This is a genomic window from Nocardia cyriacigeorgica (assembly GCF_010858045.1).
GTDB classification, from domain to species: Bacteria; Actinomycetota; Actinomycetes; order Mycobacteriales; family Mycobacteriaceae; genus Nocardia; species Nocardia cyriacigeorgica_E.
This window is the reverse complement of record NZ_JAAGVC010000002.1, coordinates 1-21,209: the sequence shown is the minus strand read 5'-3', so window position 1 is coordinate 21,209 and position 21,209 is coordinate 1. Positions and strand designations below refer to the sequence as shown.

The 21,209-nt window shown below is 71.1% G+C and carries 1 protein-coding gene and 2 pseudogenes; 2 read left to right on the top strand and 1 reads right to left on the bottom strand.

What is annotated here, in order from left to right:
• Nucleotides 1-351 precede the first annotated feature (351 nt).
• Both GV790_RS02310 and GV790_RS02300 read left to right on the top strand, forming a co-directional pair.
• The gene (locus GV790_RS02310) at nucleotides 352-18,795 is read left to right on the top strand and encodes a non-ribosomal peptide synthase/polyketide synthase (RefSeq protein WP_309138971.1); all 18,444 of its coding nucleotides are present in this window, start codon (nucleotides 352-354) and stop codon (nucleotides 18,793-18,795) included.
• Nucleotides 18,795-20,834: pseudogene (locus GV790_RS02300) on the top strand (amino acid adenylation domain-containing protein); the annotation flags it as partial. The gene GV790_RS02310 and the pseudogene GV790_RS02300, both read left to right, overlap by 1 nt.
• A gap of 93 nt (nucleotides 20,835-20,927) precedes the next feature.
• Here GV790_RS02300 and GV790_RS30910 read toward each other — a convergent pair.
• Nucleotides 20,928-21,119: pseudogene (locus tag GV790_RS30910) on the bottom strand (hypothetical protein); the annotation flags it as partial.
• Between the last annotated feature and the right edge of the window lie 90 nt (nucleotides 21,120-21,209).

Sequence of the window (21,209 nt, the reverse complement as noted above, 5' to 3'; positions counted from 1 at the left end):
GCAATACGTGGATGACATCCATGTGACGTAGCTGACATACCGCCGTTATCGAATCCGTGGCGGCAGTGAAGTTGGAGGAAAGATCACTAGCTAGGCACTTCGTCTCCGTTCCGGACACCGTCCCATCAGGCGCCGGCTCCGGACGGCACGGCGGCGACCACACGGTCGCCGATTCCAGTTCACGCACATCTGACGAATACGCGCGAGCGCCCAGACGAGCGTCGCGTGTCATTCGCCCACACCTCATGCGGTAGCCGCCCGCGCCCGGGACTCCGACCCGCCGCGCAGGCTTATTCGTGCTGCCCAAAAGCATTCGGCCAGCCGTTAATTCGCCATTTCGAGGAGGCTCTGGTGCACGGTACGGAGTTGGGTGGACCCAGCGCGCGGAAGCAGGAGACGCTGCATACCGAGGCGCGAACATCCGCGCCGGCCCGCTTCCCGCTCGCACCCGCGCAGCTGGGAGTCTGGTACGCCCAGCTCCTCGATCCGCAGGTGCCGATCAATGTGGCGCAATACGTGGACGTGCGCGGTGCGGTGGACGCCGAACTGCTGCAAGAGGTTTCGATCGAGGCGGCGCGTGAGTACGAATCGGTGCTGGTCCGCATCGGGGAAGCCGACGGGGTGCCGTACCAATGGGTCGACGCGCAGGCCTCGGTCCACATTCCGTTGATCGATGTCCGTTCGTATCCCGATCCGATTGCCGCAGCGAAAGAATGGATGCGGGCCGAATCCAGTACGCCGGTCGATCTACTCCACGATCAGCTTTTCGCGGGCGCGCTGCTGCGGGTCGAGGCCGACCGCTATTTCTGGTATCTGCGCGCGCACCACATCATCCTCGACGGGTTCGGCGCACTCACCAACACCATGCGGGTGGCCGAGCGTTACACCGCGCGGGTGCTCGGACGCGAGCCAGAGCCGGTCTCACCCGCCTCCCTTGCGACGCTGGTCGAGGGCGAGCACGCCTATCGCGACAGCTCCCGTTTCAGCGCCGACCGCACGCACTGGGCCGAACGGGTGGCCGGGCTGGACGCACCGACCAGCCTCGACGGCCGCACCGCGCCGCGCGCCGCGGCCAACCTCATCGCCGGACGGCCGCTGCCCGAGGCGCTCACCCAACGGATGAACACCCTGGCCGCGAGCCAGGATTCGACCCCTGCGGTGGTGCTGCTCGCCGCCTTCGCCGCCTATCTCGGCCGGCTCACCGACCGCAATGACGCCGTGCTCAGCCTGCCGGTGACCGCTCGCACCACCGCGGTGATGCGCCGCTCGGCGGGCATGCTGTCCAACATCGTGCCCTTGCGGCTGTCGACCGGCGGCAGCTGGGGCGAGCTGCTGCACGCCACCCGGGTGGAGGTCGCGGGCGCGCTGCGGCACCAGCGCTACCGGGCCGAGGACATCCGCCGCGACGCCGAGCACGACGGGCGCCCGGCCCGGCGCGCCCTGTTCGGTCCGCTGGCCAACATCATGCTGTTCCGCAGCGACCTCACCCTCGGCACGGCGACCGGCCAGTACCACGTGCTGTCCACCGGGCCGGTGGAGGATCTGAGCCTCAACGTCTACTACGGCGAACGCGACCGGGTGCACGTCGACTTCGAGGCCAATCCCAACCTCTACGACGCCGACGACATCGCCCGGCACCACGCCCGCTTCATCGGGTACCTGGACCGGCTGCTCGCGACCGACCTGGACGCGCCCCTGGCCGGTGTCGAGGTCGCCACCGAGCTGGAGCTGGAGGTCAGCACCAAGATCTGGAACGCCACCGGCCATCCGGTGGACCCGCGCGCGACGCTGGTGTCGATGTTCGAGGCGCAGGTGGCGCGCACCCCGGACGCGGTCGCGCTGCGCTTCGCCGGCAGCCCCGACCTGACCTACGCCGAGCTCGCGGCCCGAGCGAATCGGCTGGCCAGGGCGTTGATCGCGCGCGGGGTCGGCCCGGAGTCGCTGGTGGGGCTGCATATCCGGCGCTCACCGGAGCTGGTGATCGCCATGTACGCGGTGCTCGCCGCGGGGGCCGCCTATGTGCCGCTGGACCCCGACCATCCGGCCGACCGCACCGCGCACATCATCGCGACCGCGCGTCCGGCCTGTGTGCTCACCGCGGGTGACCGGCCGGATCTGGCCGACGGCGTGGTGCCGGTGCTCGACCTCGACGAACTGCCCGCCGACGGCCCCACCGGCCCTATCTGGGACCGGGAACGCGGCACCGCACTGCGCCCGGCCCATCCGGCCTACGTGATCTTCACCTCCGGCTCCACCGGCAAACCCAAGGGCGTTGTGGTCTCGCATGCCGCGATCGTGAACCGGCTGGTGTGGATGCAGCGCGCCTATCGGCTCACCCCGGCCGATGTGGTGTTGCAGAAGACGCCTGCCACCTTCGACGTGTCGGTGTGGGAATTCTTCTGGCCGCTGCAGATCGGCGCGACGCTGGTGCTGGCTCAGCCCGACGGCCACCGCGACCCCGCCCACCTGCGCGCGGTGATCGCCGAGTACGGCATCACCACCGCACATTTCGTGCCGTCGATGCTCGAGGCGTTTCTGGCGCACCAGGACATGGCCGCCGAGACCTCGCTGCGCACGGTGTTCGCTTCCGGCGAGGCGCTACCCGCCTCGCTCGCCCAGCGGCTACGGGTGCTGACCGGCGCCCGGCTGCACAACCTGTACGGTCCGACCGAAGCGGCGGTGGACGTCACCTTCCACGAGGTGACCGACGCCGATACCGTTTCGGTGCCGATCGGCGCCCCGGTGTTCAACACTCGGGTCTACGCGCTGGATTCGCGGTTGCGTCCGGTACCGGTCGGGGCGCCGGGTGAGCTGTATCTGTCGGGGGTACAGCTCGCCCGGGGATATGCGGGTGCGCCCGGCCTGACGGCGGGCCGGTTCGTCGCCGATCCGTTCGGCGATCAGCCGGGGGAGCGGCTGTACCGCACCGGCGATGTGGTGCGCTGGACGACCAACGGTGAACTGGAATATCTCGGTCGCACCGATTTCCAGGTGAAGCTGCGCGGGCTGCGGATCGAACCGGGCGAGATCGAGGCCGTGCTGGCCGCCGTGGACTCGGTGGTGCGGGCGGTGGTCGTGGTGCGCGACGACCACGGCGTCGGCGAACAGCTGGTGGCCTATGTGGTGGAAGCCGAACCGGACACGGTGACCCCGGAGCGGTTGCGGGCCGCCGCGGCGCGGGCACTGCCCGGGTACATGGTGCCCGCCGCGTACGTGGTGCTGGACGCGCTGCCGGTCAATGCCTCCGGCAAGCTCGACCGGGCCGCGCTACCCGCACCGCAGCGCGGCACCGCGGAATACACCGCCCCCGCCACTCCCGTGGAGCAGGCGGTGGCCGCGGTGTTCACCGAACTGCTCGGACAGCAGCGGATCGGCCGCGACGACGACTTCTTCGCCCTCGGCGGCAACAGCCTGATCGCCACCCAGGTGGCGGCCCGGCTCGGCGCCGACCTCGGCTGCCGGCTCGGGGTGCGCGAACTGTTCGCCGCGTCCACGGTGGCGGGGCTGGCCGAGCTGATCGAGCAGCGCGCCGATTCCGGTGCGCTCGCGCCGCTGTACGCCCGGCCGCGTCCGGAGTATGTGCCGCTCTCGCCCGCGCAGCAGCGGATCTGGTTCCTCAACCGGTTCGAGGACACGAGCGCGAGCTACAACATGCCGTTCGTGGTGCGGCTGCGCGGCGCGGTGGATCTGCCCGCTCTCGGCGCCGCCCTCGGCGACCTGGTGCAACGCCACGAGGTGCTGCGCACGGTCTTCCCGGCGACCCCGCCCGGGGTGGACGCCGCCGGATCGGCCGCCCATCAGGTGGTGCACGAGCCGGCGCAGTTCGTGGTGACGCCCGAAGCGATCGGCGCGGATGCGCTGGACGGCGAACTCGCGGCGTTCGCGTCGGCCGGTTTCGATCTCGAACGCGAGATACCGTTCCGTGCGCGTGTTTTCGTGGTGGACGACGGCAGCGTCGCCCTGGCCGTCGTCGTGCACCACATCGCCGCGGACGGACTCTCGCTGCGGGTCCTGGCGCGCGACGTCATGGGCGCCTACACCGCCCGCCGCGACGGCGCCGTACCCGCACCGACGCCGCTGCCGGTGCAGTACGCGGACTACAGCATGTGGCAGCGCGAGCTGCTCGGCTCGGCCGCCGACCCGGCCGCACCGCTGGGACGGCAGCTGGATTTCTGGACCACCACGCTCGCCGGCGCCCCCGATCTGCTCGAACTTCCCGCCGACCGCCCGCGCCCGGCCGTCGCCTCCGCCCGTGGCGCCATCCATCGATTCGAGATCCCGGCCGAGCTGTACACCGCGCTCACCGAAACCGCGCGCACGCACCAGCTGTCGACGTTCATGGTGTTGCACGCCGGATTCGCGGCACTGCTGTCGCGCCTGGCCTGCGCCGACGACATCGTGATCGGCACACCCGTCGCGGGCCGCGGTGATCGCGCCCTCGACGACCTGATCGGCATGTTCGTCAACACCCTGCCGCTGCGCACCGTCATCGACCCCGACGGCACCGTCGAACACCTGCTCACCGAGGTCAAGGCGGCCGATCTGGCGGCCTTCGCCCATGCCGACCTGCCGTTCGAGCAACTGGTCGACGCCATCAACCCGCCACGGTCGCAGGCCAGGCACCCCCTGTTCCAAGTGTTGTTCTCGTTCGACAACACGGGCGACATCAGCTTCGAACTCCCCGGTATCGCGGCGCGGACCAGTACCCTGGACACCGGCGTGACCAAGTTCGATCTTCAACTCACGGTCACCGATCACCTCGGCGGGGCCGGACACAGGGAAGGTCCGGCGCCGACCGGGGTGCCCGCCGAATTCACCTACGCCACAGATCTTTTCGATGCGGAAACCATCGAAGAATACGCGCGTCTGCTGCTGCGGGTGCTGCGGGCGATCGTCGAGGAGACCGAGCGCGTAGTCGCCGATCTACCGCTGCTCGACGCCGCCGAACAACGGCGGGTGCTCGCCTCCGGGGACGCGACGGCGGTGCGGCCGAAGCGGCGCGCGATCGCGGTCGATGTGGCCACCGCCGTCTCTCCCGGCGCAGGCAACCTGCCAGACCTGCCCCCGCACAGGCGGATTCCCGCGCCCGGCGAACCGACCCTGTTGGACGCCTTCACCTACCAAGTCGAGCGTCGGCCGGCCGCCATCGCCCTCGTCGACGGCGACCAGCAGCTCACCTACGCCGAACTCGCCGGGCGCGTCAACCGGCTCGCGCGTCGCCTGATCGCCGCCGGTGTCGGGCCTGAAACGCTTGTCGCGCTGGGCATGCCCCGTTCGGCGGAATTCGTGATCGCCGCGTACGCCGTGCTCATCGCGGGCGGCGGGTACGTTCCGCTCGACCCCGAGCAGCCTGCCGCGCGCATCGGCCAGGTGCTGGAGACGGCGCGTCCGGTGTGCGTGCTCGTCCGCTCGTGCGATACCTGGACCGGCACAGATGTTGCCGTACTGACCGTCGACGACGAGCTCGCCGAGTACTCGACCGCGCCCGTCACCGATGCGGAGCGGCGCGCGCCACTCCGATCGGCGCACACCGCCTATGTCATCTTCACCTCCGGTTCCACCGGGCGCCCCAAGGGCGTCGCGGTGCAGCACGCCTCGGTCGTCAACCAGATCGATTGGATCACCACCGAATACGACATCACTCCCGACGATGTGGTCCTGTTCAAGACGCCCGCCACCTTCGATGTCTCGGTGTGGGAGCTGTTCGCCCCGACGGCGGTGGGCGCGCGGCTGGTCGTCGCCGCACCCGGCGGGCACCGCGATCCCGGCTACCTGGCCGCGACCATCGCGGCGCAGCGGGTGAGCATGACCTCGTTCGTGCCGTCCATGCTGACGGTCTTCGCCGAGACCGCGCCCGCCGCATCGCTGGCCTCGCTGCGCACGGTGCTGGTGGCCGGCGAGGCGATGACCGGTGCGGCAGCGGCCGCGTTCGCCGCGGTGAGTTCCGCGGCGTTGCACAACCTCTACGGCCCGACCGAATTCACCGTCCACGCCACCCATGCGCCGGTATCGCCGCAGGTCGATGGCTCGGTACCGATCGGCCGCCCGGTGCCGGGCAGTCAGGTGCTCGTGCTCGACGCCCGCCTGCGTCCGGTGCCCGACACCGTGGTGGGCGAACTGTACCTGTCCGGTGTGCAGGTGGCGCGCGGCTACCACGGACGCGCTGATCTGAGCGCGGCCCGTTTCGTCGCCAATCCCTACGGCCCGGCCGGTGCCCGGATGTACCGCACGGGCGACCTGGTGCGGCGCAACCGGGCGGGCGAACTGGAATACCTGGGCCGCAGCGATTTCCAGGTCAAACTGCGCGGCCAGCGCATCGAGCTCGGTGAGATCGAGGCGGCGCTGAGCGCATGCCCCGAGGTGCGCTCGGCCGCCGCGCGGGTGTACCGGCACACCGCCGGTGAGCTGCTGGTGGCATATGTGGTAACCGGCGATTCCGATACCGACCCGACGGCAGTACTCGATTCCCGGCTGCGTGCGGTGCTGCCCTCGTACATGGTGCCCGGCGCCTACGTCCGGCTGGACGCGATGCCGCTGACCAGCTCGGGCAAACTCGATCGCAAGGCGCTGCCCGATCCCGAGCTGGCCACCGCGACCTTCCGTGCACCCGTCACCCGGGCCGAGCGCACGGTGGCGGAGATCTTCGCGCAGACCCTCGGCGCCGACCGGGTCGGCCTCGACGACGATTTCTTCGCCCTCGGCGGGAACTCGCTGGTCGCCACCCAGATCGCGGCCCGCATCGCCGCCCTGCTCGATACCGATGTGCCGGTACGGATGCTGTTCGAATCCCCGACGGTCGGCGCGCTCGCCGCCCGGCTGGGCGAGGGCGATGGTGGCCGAGCGCGGCCCGCCCTGGTCGCGCGGGAGCGGCCCGAGCTGGTGCCGCTGTCGTACGCACAGCAACGCATGTGGTTCCTCAACCAGTTCGACGCCGAGTCGGTCGCCGACAATCTGACCGCCGCCGTCCGGTTGACGGGGACGCTCGATCGGGAAGCCCTGCGTGCGGCGGTGGCCGACGTCATCGAACGGCACGAAACGCTGCGCACGGTGTACCCGGCGGTGCACGGGGTTGCGTGCCAGCGCGTCCTGCCCGCAGGCACGCCCATGCGGTTCGACGACATCGCGCCCGACCGGCTCGACCACCGGATCCGAGCCGAAGCCGCCACCCCGTTCCGCGTCGACCGGGAACCACCGGTGCGCCTGACCCTGCTGCGCCTGGCCGCCGACGACCACGTCCTGGTCGTATCGATGCATCACATCAGCGCCGACGGCTGGTCGATCGCGCCGCTCACCCGCGACCTCATGCGCGCCTACGCCTCCCGCTGTGCCGCGACCGCGCCGGACTGGGCGCCGCTGCCGGTGCAGTACGCCGATTACACGCTGTGGCAGCGCGAGGTACTCGGCGCCGAGGACGACCCGGATTCACTACTCGCCGAACAGATCCGGTTCTGGTCGGCGGAGCTGGCGCAGCTACCCGATGTGCTGGATCTCCCCGCCGACCGTCCCCGTCCGGCCGTCGCGACCGGCCGCGGCGCGCGGTACGCCTTCACCATCGACGCCGCCACCCATCGCGGCATCCGCGCTGTGGCGCGCCGCTCGAACGCCTCGCTGTTCATGGTCGTGCACGCCGCCTTCGCAGCGCTGCTGTCGCGCCTGACCGGGCACACCGATATCGCCCTCGGCACCCCGGTCGCCGGTCGCGGCGATCAGGCGCTGGACGAGCTGGTCGGCATGTTCGTCAACACGCTGGTGCTCCGTTCGCAGGTGCCTCCCGATCGCAGCTTCACCGAGCTGCTCGAGGCGGTCCGCGACGGCGATCTGCGGGCCTTCGCGCACGCCGACGTCCCGTTCGAGCGGCTGGTCGAGGTGGTGAACCCGCCGCGTTCGGCGGCACGGCATCCGCTGTTCCAGGTGATGCTCGATGTGCAGAACACCGCGACGACACGTCTGGAATTGGCCGGTGTCACGGCCACCCGGCTCGATCTCGATACCGGCACCGCGAAATTCGACCTGCACCTGACGATCACCGAAACCGTCGACGGCGACGGGCCGGCCGGGCTCGACGCGGTCTTCGAATACGCGACCGATCTGTTCGACGCGGGCACCGTCGCCACCTTCGCCGACCGGCTGCGGCTGCTGCTGGCCGCGGCGCTCGCCGATCCGCAGCGTCCGGTGGGCGATCTGGAGGTGATGAGCCCGGCCGAGCGCGCGCTGGTGCTCGATACCTGGAACGCCACCGCGGCCGAGGTGCCCGCGGGGCAGACGCTGGTGTCGCTGTTCGAGGCGCAGGCCGCCCGCACCCCGGACACGGTCGCGCTGGTGTATCCCGGTGTGCCGCAGCGCGCGGCGACCATGAATTACGCGGATTTCGCCGGTCGAGTGAATCGGCTGGCCAGGCTGCTGGTCTCCATCGGTGTGCGCCCCGACAGCCGGGTCGCGGTGGCGATGCCGCGGTCGCTGGATCAGGTGGTCGCGATGTACGCGGTGATCACCGCCGGTGGCGCATATGTGCCGGTGGATCCCGAGCATCCGGCCGAACGGATCGGTCATGTGCTGCGGACAGCGCGGCCGGTGTGCGTGCTCACCCGCTCCACCGACGGCTTGGACCTGGCCGACGGCGACGAGGCGCGGCGGTGGGCGGTGCTCGACGTCGACCAGTTCGACACCTCCGACTATTCGGACGCGCCGTTGACCGACGCCGACCGCCTCGGCACGCTGACCGCCGCGCACACGGCGTACGTGCTCTTCACCTCGGGGTCGACGGGCAGGCCCAAGGGCGTCGCGGTCACGCATGCGGCGATCGTGAACCGTCTGGTGTGGATGCAGTCGGCGTACGGGCTCGACGCCTCGGATGTGGTGTTGCAGAAGACGCCGTCCACTTTCGATGTGTCGGTGTGGGAGTTCTTCTGGCCCTTGCAGATCGGTGCGCGACTGGTGCTTGCCGAGCCGGAGGGGCACCGCGACCCCGCGTATCTGGCCGAGGTCATCGATGCCGAGGGCGTCACGGTGGCGCACTTCGTGCCGTCCATGCTTGCCGCGTTCGTTGGCTCACCCGCGATGGCCGAACCCGGCCGCTGCACGTCGCTGCGGATGGTGTTCGCCTCCGGTGAGGCGCTGCCCGCCGGTCCCGCGCACCGGCTGCGCGAACTGACCGGCGCGCGGCTGCACAATCTGTACGGCCCGACCGAGGCCGCGGTCGACGTCACCTGCCACGAGGTCACCGAGGCCGACACGGTGTCGGTGCCGATCGGCGCGCCGGTGTTCAACACCCAGGTGTACGTGCTGGACTCGCGGCTGCACCCGGTGCCGCCGGGTGTCGCGGGCGAGCTGTACCTGGCGGGGGCGCAACTGGCGCGCGGCTACATCGGCCGCTCGGATCTGACGGCGGATCGGTTCGTGGCCAACCCCTTCGGCCCCGGCGAGCGCATGTACCGCACCGGCGACGTGGTGGCCTGGAACCGCGACGGCGAGCTGGAGTACCTGGGCCGCAGCGATTTCCAGGTGAAACTGCGTGGTCAGCGGATCGAACTCGGGGAGATCGAGGCGGCACTCGACGAGCTCGCCGGTGTCGCCCGTTCGGTCGTCCTGCTGCGCGCGGCTGCCGCCACGGGCGAGCAGCTGGTGGGGTATCTGCTGGCCGAGCGGGACGCCGAGATCGACCTGGCGGCGGTGCGGGCCGCGCTGGCCGAGCGACTCCCGTCGTATATGCGTCCGTCCGCGTTCGTGGTGCTCGACGAGTTCCCGGTCAATGCCTCCGGCAAGCTGGACCGCACAGCCCTGCCCGCCCCCGTGCACGAGGCGGCCGTTTTCCGGGCGCCGAGCACCGACGCCGAGCAGCTCGTGGCCGAGGCGTTCGCCGCGGTACTCGGCCTCGAGCGGGCCGGCCTGGATGACGATTTCTTCGCCCTCGGCGGCAACTCACTGAACGCGACGCAGGTCGTCGCCCGGGTGGCGACCGCATTGGACGCCGAGCTCGGTGTGCGGGAGTTGTTCGACGCGCCGACCGTCGCCGCGTTCGCCGTCCGTGCGCTGGCTCGGCGCGGCACCAGGGCCGGGCGCCCGCTGGTGCGGCGGGAGCGACCGGCCCGGATTCCCTTGTCGCCGGCGCAGCAGCGGATGTGGTTCCTCAACCGTTTCCTCAGCGAGGACACCGGCGTTGGCGATGCCGTCGACAACATCCCGGTGGCGTTGCGGTTGACCGGCGAGCTGGATCGCGAAGCCCTCGCCGCCGCCCTGACGGACATCGTCGGACGTCACGAAACGCTGCGCACCGTCTACCCGGACGGTCCGGAGGGGCCCGAGCAGCGCATCCTGCCGGCCGCAGGTGGCCACGCCGCCGGGCCCGCGGTCGTCCTGCGCGCCGAGACCGCTACCGCTACCGAGCTATCGCAGCGGCTCACCGCTCTGGCCGCCGAACCGTTCGACCTGACCACGGAAACTCCGTTGCGGGCGGCGCTGTTCACCCTCGCCCCCACCGATCATGTGCTGGCCCTGGTCCTGCACCACATCAGTGCCGACGGCTTCTCGCTCGGCCCGCTGGCCCGCGACCTGATGACGGCCTACTCCGCCCGCCGCGGCGGCTGCGCCCCCGCATGGGAGGCGCTGCCCGTGCAGTACGCCGACTACACGCTCTGGCAGCACGACCGCGCCGACTCCGACGAGCATCGGCGCGCGCTCGAGCACTGGCGCCGCACCCTCGACGGCCTGCCCGAGCAGCTCGAACTGCCCACCGACCGGCCGCGGCCCGCCGTCACCAGTCATCGCGGCGCCACCTTCCGGCTGCGCATCGACGCCGAACTGCACAGCGAACTACGCGAACTCGCCCGCAAACGGGAGACCACGTTGTTCGGCACCGTGCACGCCGCGCTGGCGGTGCTGCTGTCGCGGCTGTCCGGCAGCGCCGATATCGCCATCGGTACTCCCGTGGCCGGACGGGGTGCACCCGAGCTGGACGGGCTGGTCGGCATGTTCGTCAACACGCTCGTCCTGCGCACCCACATCGACACCAGGCTGCGCTTCGAGACCCTGCTCGACCAGGTGCGGGCCGTCGATCTGGACGCGCTTTCGCACGCCGAGGTGCCCTTCGACCAGTTGGTCGACCTGGTCGCGCCGACCCGCGCACGTAACCGTCATCCGCTGTTCCAGGTGGCGTTGACCTTCCAGAACTTCGCCCTGCCCGCCTTGGAATTGCCCGAGCTGACCGTCCGGCCGCTCGAATTCGACGCCGGTGCGGCGAAATTCGATCTCCAGTTCACCGTCCGCGAATCCGATCCGGACGGCCGCGCCGACGGCATGGACATCGACATCACCTACGCCACCGATCTGTTCGACGCGGACACCGTCGCCGTGCTCGGCCGCCGCTTCACCCAGGTGCTCGCGGCGGTCGCGGCCGATGCGACCGTGGTGGTGGGCGATATCCAGATGCTCTCCGCCGAGGAGCAGCATCGCGCGCTCTACGAATGGCCGGTCACCGGCGACGACCGCGCGGCCGACGGCACACTCGCCGAGCGGTTCGCCCGCGCCGCCGCACTCGACCCGGCGGCGGTCGCGGTGCGTGCCGACCACCGCACACTGACCTACGCCGAACTCGATGACTGGTCGAATCGACTGGCGCGGCGGCTCATCGCCGCCGGAGTGGGCCCGGAAACCCTGGTAGCGGTGGCAGTGCCGCGCTCGGCGGAACTGGTGGTCGCGCTGCTGGCGGTGGTCAAGGCAGGCGGCGGCTATCTGCCGATCGATCCCGCCTACCCGGCCGACCGGATCGAATACGTCCTCGACGACGCCCGCCCGGTGTGCGCCATCACCAGTGCGACGACCGAACTCGCGCGCGGATGGTTCGGCGGGCCCGTCATCGACATCGCCGTCACCGATCCCGCCGACCCGGAGAACGCCGGCCAGGGTCGCTGCGCGCCGATCGGTGACGCCGACCGTCGCGCACCACTCGATCCGGCCGCGACCGCCTACGTCATCTACACCTCCGGCTCCACCGGACGGCCCAAGGGCGTCGTCGTCCCGCACCGCAATGTGCTGCGACTGCTCGACAACACCCAGCGCCACTTCGAGTTCGGGCCCTCGGATGTATGGACGCTGTTCCACTCCTATGCCTTCGACTTCTCGGTGTGGGAGCTATGGGGTGCGCTGCTGCACGGCGGGACGCTGGTCGTCGTCGACTACTACACCTCGCGCTCGCCGCAGCAGTTCCGCGAACTGCTCGCCGCCGAAGGCGTGACCGTGCTCAATCAGACCCCGTCGGCGTTCTATCAGCTCGCGGCCGCCGATCTGGCCGAACCCGCCCGCGACGACCTCGCGCTGCGCTACGTGATCTTCGGTGGTGAAGCACTCGAGCCGCAGCGGTTGACCGGCTGGTTCGCGCGCTACCACCGCACGCCGCGACTGGTGAACATGTACGGCATCACCGAGACCACGGTGCACGTGTCCTACCGGCCGATCGAGGCGGGCACCGGCTCGGCCAGCGTCATCGGCGGTGCGCTGCCGGGGCTGGCGGTGCGGCTGCTCGATGACCGGCTGCGTCCGGTGCCGGTGGGCGTGCCCGGCGAAATCTATGTCTCCGGTGGCCAGTTGGCCCGCGGCTACCTCGGCAGGCCCGCCCTGACCGCCGCCCGCTTCGTCGCCGACCCCTACGCTGCCGACGGTTCCCTGGCCTACCGCTCCGGCGACCTCGCCCGCTGGACCGCCGACGGCGAACTGGAATACCTGGGCCGCGCCGATCAGCAGGTGAATCTGCGCGGGTTCCGGATCGAGCTGGGTGAGATCGAGGCGGCGCTGCTGGACGAGGCCGCGCTGCAGGATCTGTCGGCGCCGGCCGATCAGGCAGCGCGGCCGGGTACTGCGATGCCGCTGGACCGATCGGCTCTGTTCGATGGGGCGGCGCCCGGCCGAGCGGTGCTGGACGACGGGACGACGGGACCAGCCGAGGCGTGGCGGCCCGATGAGGCGTCGCTGGACGGTGGGCCGGGGGATTCGAGCCGGACGGCGTCGGGCGCGGCCCTGCCCGGCGGTGCTGACAGCGGGCGCGCCGGTGCCGTGCCGAACGCTGGCGCGAACGGCTCCGCCGCGTCCGCGGGCGGCCGGGCTGTAGTCCGGGAGGCCGCCGTCGTGGTGCGCACCGATCTCGCCGACGAGGCGCGGATCGTCGCCTACCTGGTCGCGCCGGGTGCGGTCGATCTCGCCGCGCTGCGGCAGGGGCTGGCGCGCAGGCTGCCCGAGCACATGGTGCCCGCGGCGATCGTGCGGGTCGAGCGGATTCCGTTGACGGTCAACGGGAAGCTGGATCGGGCCGCCCTGCCCGCGCCGGTGTTCGAGGGCACCGCCTATCGCAAGCCCGCCACACCGGCCGAGGAGATCGTGGCGGGGGTGTTCGCGGAGGTGCTCGGGCTCGGCACCGGCGCCGGGCACCGGGTCGGCGCCGACGACGATTTCTTCGATCTCGGCGGCAGTTCGCTGCTCGCGGCGAAGGCGGCCGCGCGGATCGGGGCGGCGTTCGGCCGCACGGTCGGGGTGCGCGCGCTGTTCGAGCATTCGCGAGTCGCCGAACTGGCCGCGCTGGCCGGCGCCGACGACGCCGAGCCGAGCCGTCCGCCGCTGATCGCTGGGGCACGTCCGGCGCGGCTGCCGCTGTCGCCGGCGCAGCAGCGCATGTGGTTCCTCAACCGCTTCGACCGCGCGTCGACCGCCTACAACATCCCGCTGGCGCTCCGGTTGACCGGCGCCCTCGATGTCGCCGCGCTGCGGGCCGCGGTCGCCGATGTGATCGCCAGGCACGAATCGCTGCGTACCCGGTACCCGGAGGTCGACGGCACCGCCGAACAGCTGATCGTGCCGACGGCCGAGGCGATCCCGGCCGTCGAGCCGGAGCCGGTGACCGAGGCCGAGCTGCCCGCGCGGATCCGCGAGCTGGCCGAGACCACCTTCGACGTCGCCGCCGAGATCCCGGTGCGGATGCGGCTGCTGCGGCTGAGCGACACCGAGTTCGTCTTCGCCGCGGTGCTGCATCACATCGCTGCCGACGGCTCCTCCATCGCCCCCTTCGTCCGGGACCTGATGGCGGCGTACTCGGCGCGGCTCGACCAGTGCGCTCCGTGCTGGAACCCGCTCGCGGTGCAGTACGTCGATTACGCGCTGTGGCAGCACCGGCTGCTCGGAGCCGAGGACGACCCGGAGTCGCTCGCGGCCCGGCAGCTCGCCTTCTGGAAGGACGCCCTCGCCGGGCTGCCCGATCAGCTGACCCTGCCCACCGACCGTCCGCGCCCGGCCAAGCAGAGCCTGCGTGGTGCGAAGATCGCCCGCACCGTCGATGCGGAACTGCACGCGGCACTGACCGCACTCGGCCGCCGCAACGGCGCCACGCTGTTCATGGTGGTGCACGCGGCCTTCGCCGCCCTGCTGGCGCGGCTGTCGGGCACCGGCGATATCGCTGTCGGTACCCCGGTGGCCGGACGCGGCGCGGCCGAACTCGACGACGTCATCGGCATGTTCGTCAATACGCTGGTGCTGCGCACCGCGGTCGACGGCGCCGAACCGTTCGATGCGCTGCTCACCCGCGCACGGGAAACCGATCTGGCCGCCCTCTCACACGCGGATGTGCCGTTCGAGCGGCTGGTCGAGGTGCTGAACCCGCGCCGTTCCACCGCGCGGCATCCGCTGTTCCAGGTGGGCTATTCGTTCCAGAATCACGAACGCGGCGAACTGCGGTTGCCTGGCCTCGACATCGACGAGATCGAGTTCGACAGTGCGACAGCACAATTCGATCTGCATCTGTTCGCGGTAGATCAGTACGCCGCCGATGGCGCCGCAGCCGGCATCGAGCTGGCCCTCGGCTACGCCACCGATCTGTTCGACTCCGGCACCGCCGAACGCATCCTCGATCACCTGCATCGCGTCCTGGCCGCCGTCGCGGCGCACCCGGAACTGCCGGTCGGCGAGATCGATCTCCTCGGCGAGAACGATCACGCGCAGCTCGCGCGCTGGAACGAGACCGCGTACCCGGTTCCCGCGGTCACGCTGGCCGATCTGGCGGTCTTCGCGGCCACCGATGCCGATCGAACGGCGCTCATCGACACTGTCAGCGGCGCGCACCTGCGTTACGGCGAGGTCGACGCCCGGGTGAATCGTCTTGCGCGCACCCTCATCGCGCACGGCGTCGGCCCGGAGACCACGGTCGTGCTCGCCCTGCGCCGCTCGGTGGAATTGGTGCTCGCCATGTACGCGGTGGTGCGGGCGGGCGGGGCGTATGTGCCGATCGACCCCGATCATCCGGTCGACCGCATCCGCCATATCGTCACCACCGCCGCGCCGGTGTGCGTGCTCACCACGGCCGCCGACGGCATGCCGATCGAGACCGATGTCCCGGTGCTGGTCCTGGACCGGCTCGAACTCGGCGGCGATGCCACACCCCTGCGGGACGCCGACCGGATCCGGCCGCTGCGGCCCGAACATCCGGCGTACCTCATCTTCACCTCCGGCTCGACCGGCCTGCCGAAGGGCGTGACCGTCCCGCACGCCGCCGTGGTGAACCAGTTGATCTGGCTGCGCCGGTATTTCGGCCTCGGCCGGGACAACCGCGCCCTGCTCAAGACCCCGGCGACCTTCGATCTGTCGGTGTGGGAGCTGTGGTCGCCGTTGACGACCGGCGGCACGCTCGTCATCACCGCACCCGGCAGCGAACGCGATCCGGACCGGCTGCGTGCGCTCATCACCGAACACGAGGTCACGGTGCTGCACGCGGTGCCGTCGCTGATCGGCATGCTGGTGGCCGCCGGTCGGCCGCTGCCTGCGTCCCTGCGCCATGTGCTCGCGATCGGCGAGGCGCTGCCCGCGGCCACTGCCGCCGAATTCGCGGCATGCGCACGGGAGGCCGGGGATCACGTCGCCGAGGCGGATGCGCCGTCGCCTGCTCCCGCGCGTCCTGGCGCATCCGAATCGGGCGCACGCCTGTACAACCTCTACGGGCCGACCGAGGCCGCGGTGTCGATCACGGCCTACCCGGTGGCCGGCGAGCTGGCACACACCGTGCCGATCGGGCGTCCAGTGTGGAACAGCGGCGTCCATGTGCTCGACGCCCGGCTGCGTCCCGTGCCGATCGGGGTGGCCGGTGAGCTGTACCTGTCCGGTGCGCAACTGGCCCGCGGCTACCACGGACGCCCCGGCCTGACCGCGGATCGGTTCGTCGCCGACCCGCACGGCACCGGCGCCAGGATGTACCGCACCGGCGATATCGTGCGCAGACTGCCCGACGGGAATCTGGAATACCTCGAGCGCGCGGATTTCCAGGTGCAGATCGGCGGCTTCCGGATCGAGCTCGGCGAGATCGAAGCGGCGTTGCGGCGCGATCCGCGGGTGCGGGCGGCGGTGGCCGTCGCCCGGCGTGCTTCCCTATCGGGCGACCGGCTGATCGCCTATGTGGCGGCACCGCAGGCGGATTCCGATCTCGACGACCAGCTGCGGGCGGCGTTGACGGCCGGGCTACCGGCCTACATGGTGCCCTCGGCGATCATGGTGCTCGACGCGCTGCCGTTGAACGCCAACGGCAAGGTCGACCGGGCTCGACTGCCCGAACCGGTCTTCACCGAGGCCGAATTCCGGGCGCCGACCGGCGAGCTCGAACGGCTGGTCGCGGAGACCTTCGCCGAGATCATCGGCGCCCGGACCATCGGAGCGGACGACGACTTCTTCGCCCTCGGCGGCAATTCGCTGATGGCGACGAGGCTGACCGCACGTCTCGGTGCCGCGCTCGGCAGGCAGGTACCGGTCGCGGCCGTCTTCGAGGCGCCGACGGTCGCGGGGCTGGCCGCGGCACTGGAATCGTCGGAGGGCACCGCACGCCCGCCGTTGCTGCCTCGCACCGATGCCGGCCCCGCCCGGCTCTCACCCGCGCAGCAGCGCATGTGGGTGGTCAGCCGGCTCACGCCGGACTCCTCGGCCTACCACGTGCCCGCCGCGTTGCGGCTGACCGGCGCACTCGATGTCGCTGCGCTCACCGCCGCGATCACCGACGTGCTCGACCGGCACGAAGTGCTGCGCACCCGTTACCCGGATACCGACGGCGGACCGATTCAGGAGGTGCTCGCCGCCGATGCGGTCGCGTTCGACCTGACGCCGACGCCGGTGTCCGAGCCCGCCCTCGCGGCCACCATCGACGAATTCGTCGCCACCGGCTTCGATATCACCGCCGCGCCGCCGGTGCGGGCCGCACTGTTCCGGCTCGCCCCCGACGACCACGTCCTGGTGGTGGTGCTACATCACATCAGCGCCGACGGTTACTCCATCGCGCCGATGACCCGCGATCTGGTCACCGCGTACCTGGCGCGCACCGCGGGGCGCGCTCCGGACTGGCAGCCGCCGGCCATCCAGTACAGCGACTTCAGCGAATGGCAGCACGAGCTGCTCGGTGCGAGCGACGACCCGGACAGCTCGGCGGCGCGCCAGCTCGCGTACTGGACCGGCGAACTGCGCGACGCACCCGAACTACTCGCCCTGCCCACCGACCGTCCTCGGCCCGCCAGGCGCGACATGCGCGGTGGCACCACCGAATTCACCATCGACGCGGAGCGGTTGGCCGCACTCGATGTGATCGCCCGCGCTCAGGGCACGACGGTCTTCTCGCTGATCCACTGCGCTCTGGCGGTGCTGCTGGCGAAACTGTCCGGCAGCACCGACATCGTCATCGGCGCGCCGGTGGCCGGACGCGGTGAACGCGCACTCGACGAGCTCATCGGCATGTTCGTCAACACCGTCGCACTGCGCACCGAGGTCGACCCGCGCACCCGCTTCGCCGACCTGCTGCGCGACACCGGCCGCCGGGACCTGCGCGCACTGGCGAACGCCGACATCCCCTTCGACCAGGTCGTCGACGCGCTGGGCCGCACCCGCTCCAGCAGCTACACCCCGCTGTTCCAGGTGATGTTCACCTACCAGAACATGCCGCACAGCGTGGTGAATCTGCCCGGACTGGAAGTGCGTGCCCTCGATCTCGGCCTCGCCGAAGCCAAGTTCGATCTGCACCTCACCGGTATCGAACGCCCCGGCCGCGCCGGGCTGGACTTCCAGTTCGGCTATCCCACCGACATTTTCGACGCCGACACCGTCCGCCGCTTCGCCGAGCGGTTGCTCCTGGTCATCGACGCCATCGCCGCCGACCCGGAGATAAGCGTGCGAGCGATCGATATCCGCACGGATGCCGAACGAGCAGGTCGATCCGCGACAGCCAGGACTTCCGCACGGGACGTGCCGGCTGCGGGAGTGCGCTCGGAGTCGATGGAGGGCTCGAGTGCTCCGGGCGATGCGGACGTGACCGTTCCAGCCGGGGTCTCAGGTTCGCCGGCGCACACACCTGCCGACCTCCCGGCACTGGTTGCCGCCGCGGCCGCCATCCGCCCGGACGGCATCGCCTTCACGCACGCCGACAGCACCGTCAGCTTCGGGCAGCTCGCCGCGAAGATCGCCGCGGTCGGCAAGGCGATGGGCGCGGCCGCGAAGCCGGAGACGCTCATCAACGTCGGTCTGGCCGGACTGGTCCCCGGTGTCCTGGCCGCGCTCGGCGCCGACGGCTTGGCGACCGCCACCGCGAACCTGCGGACGGCGGCCGCCGAAATCATCGCCACGCCGACATCCGGCGCGCCCGACCGCGCCGCGTCCGACATCGCTGTACCCGACAGCGCCGCGACCGATCCCGCCGTGTCGCGCGGCGACACGACCCCGCCCAGCGACACCACCCCACCCGGCGGGCGCGCGGCGAGCACCACCACCTCGAACGTCGATTCGGAAGGAAACTGCTGATGACTCACGCGGATTCGATCGCGGCCGGTTCGATCGGCATGGACGGCGCTGCGGGTGATCTGGTCGCTTTGCGGCGCGCCTACGGTATCGACGATCTGCCCGGGCTCGTTCGCACGGTGGCCGAGCTCGAACCCGACCGCGCCGCCATCGCGCACGAGGGGACCGCGATCGGGTACGCGGAGCTGGCCGCCGAGCTGACGGCACTGGACGAGGCCATGGGCGGTGCGCTCGGCGCGGGAGAACTGCTGCCGATCGTGGTGTCCGGGCGGTTCCCGGCGCTGCTGGAATCCGGCGACGGCGGGCTCGGCGAACTGCTGGAGCGGCTGCTGACCGACGCCGTCATCGCCGCCGCACCGGTGCTGACACCACTCGCCCCGGCCGAGACGCTGATCAGCCTGTTCGAGGAGCAGGTGCGCCGCACCCCGGACGCCGTCGCGCTGGAGTTCGCGGGCGCCACCCTCACCTACGCCGAGTTCAGCGCCCGCGTCGACGCCCTCGCCCGCCGCTTGCGTGACCTCGGCGTCGGCCCGGATGTGCTGGTCGGGCTCGCGCTGCGCCGTTCGCTGGAGCTGCTGGTCGGCATGTACGCGACGGTGAAGGCGGGCGGGGGATACGTCCCGATCGATCCGGATCACCCCGCCGACCGGATCGCCTACGTCCTCGATGTCGCGCGTCCGGCGGTCGTGCTCACCACCGCGGCAGACCGGTCGGCGTTCGAGACCACCGTGCCGACGTTGTGCGTCGAGGGTGGTGGGGCCGGGGATCGGCCGGGCGCAGGCTTCGAGGTGAACAGCACGGTCGATCAGGCTGTCGCGGCCCCTGACACGTGCTGGCCCACCGTTTCTCCGGACAATATCGCCTACGTCATCTTCACCTCCGGCTCCACCGGCCGGCCCAAGGGGGTCGCCGTTTCGCATCGCGCGATCGTGGCGAATCTGCGCTGGCGGCAACGGCTGTACCGGTTGGGCGCCGACGATGTGGTGTTGCAGAAGACCCCGTTCACCTTCGACGTGTCGGTGTGGGAGTTCTTCTGGCCGTTGCAGGTGGGGGCCCGGCTGGTGATCGCGCGCCCGGAGGGGCATCGGGATCCGGCCTACCTCGCGCGCACGATCCGCGAATCCGGGGTGACGGTGGCTCATTTCGTGCCGTCGATGCTGTCGGTGTTCGTGGCCGAGCCCGATGTCGCGGAATCCGTCGACAGTCTGCGGCTGGTCTTCGCCTCCGGTGAGGCGTTGCCCGCGGCGACCGCGGCGGCGTTCCGCGAGATCAGCGGCGCCACCCTGCACAACCTGTACGGGCCCACCGAGGCGGCGGTCGACGTCACCGCGCACGAGGTGACCGGCGCCGACCGTGACAGCGTGCCGATCGGCACCGCCGCCGACGACACCGACCTGCTGGTCCTCGACGACAACCTGCGTCCCGTCCCCGCCGGCGTGGTCGGTGAGCTGTACCTGGCGGGCGTGCAGCTGGCTCGCGGCTACCTCTGCAGGCCAGGGCTCACCGCTGACCGTTTCGTCGCCAACCCCGAGGGCGCCCCCGGCGACCGCATGTACCGCACCGGCGACCTGGTCCGGTGGGCACCGGGCAGCGACGGCGGCCCCGATGAACTGGAATACCTGGGCCGCATCGACTTCCAGGTCAAGGTGCGCGGGCTGCGGATCGAGCTGGGCGAAATCGAGGCGGCCCTGCTGGACCAGGACGAGGTCGCCCAAGCGGCTGCCGTCGTGCATCACTCGCCGGCAGGCGATCAGCTCGTCGCCTATGTGGTCGGCGCACGCCGAGGCACCCGTCCGGGCACATCGCCGGATACCGCCGCGCTCGATCCCGCTGCGCTGCTCGACGCGGTCCGCAAGCGGCTGCCCGACTACATGGTCCCGGCCAAGGTCATCGTGTTGGACGAGATGCCGCTGAACCCGAGCGGCAAACTCGATCGCCGTGCGCTGCCCGAACCCGATTTCGGCACCGCCACCACCGAATACCGCGAACCGGCGACCGAATCCGAGCGCGCCGTCGCCGCCATCTTCGCCGACCTGCTCGGCCACATCGAATCCGATGCCCGCGGTCTCCCGCACCGCGGCGGCGATATCCGCCACCGGCTCCGCGGCGAGCTCGACGACCGCGACCGGGCGCACCTTCTGGACCGGACCGTCCTCGTGCCGGGGATAGACCGTGCGCAAGACCTCATGGCGGCCGAGGAGATCGGTGACCCCCGCCGACATGGCGTCGAGGTCCAGTTCGCCGCGCAACCGCAGGGCCACCGGAATGTTGTCGACCGCGGCGGTGGCGCCGCCGGATTCGACGGCGAATTGGTTGAGGAACCACATCCGCCGCTGCGCCGGGGACAGCGGAACCCGGTCCGGTCGCGGGCCCGCCGCGGAGCCGGTGGCGGATATCGCCGCCGCGGTGCGGGAGAC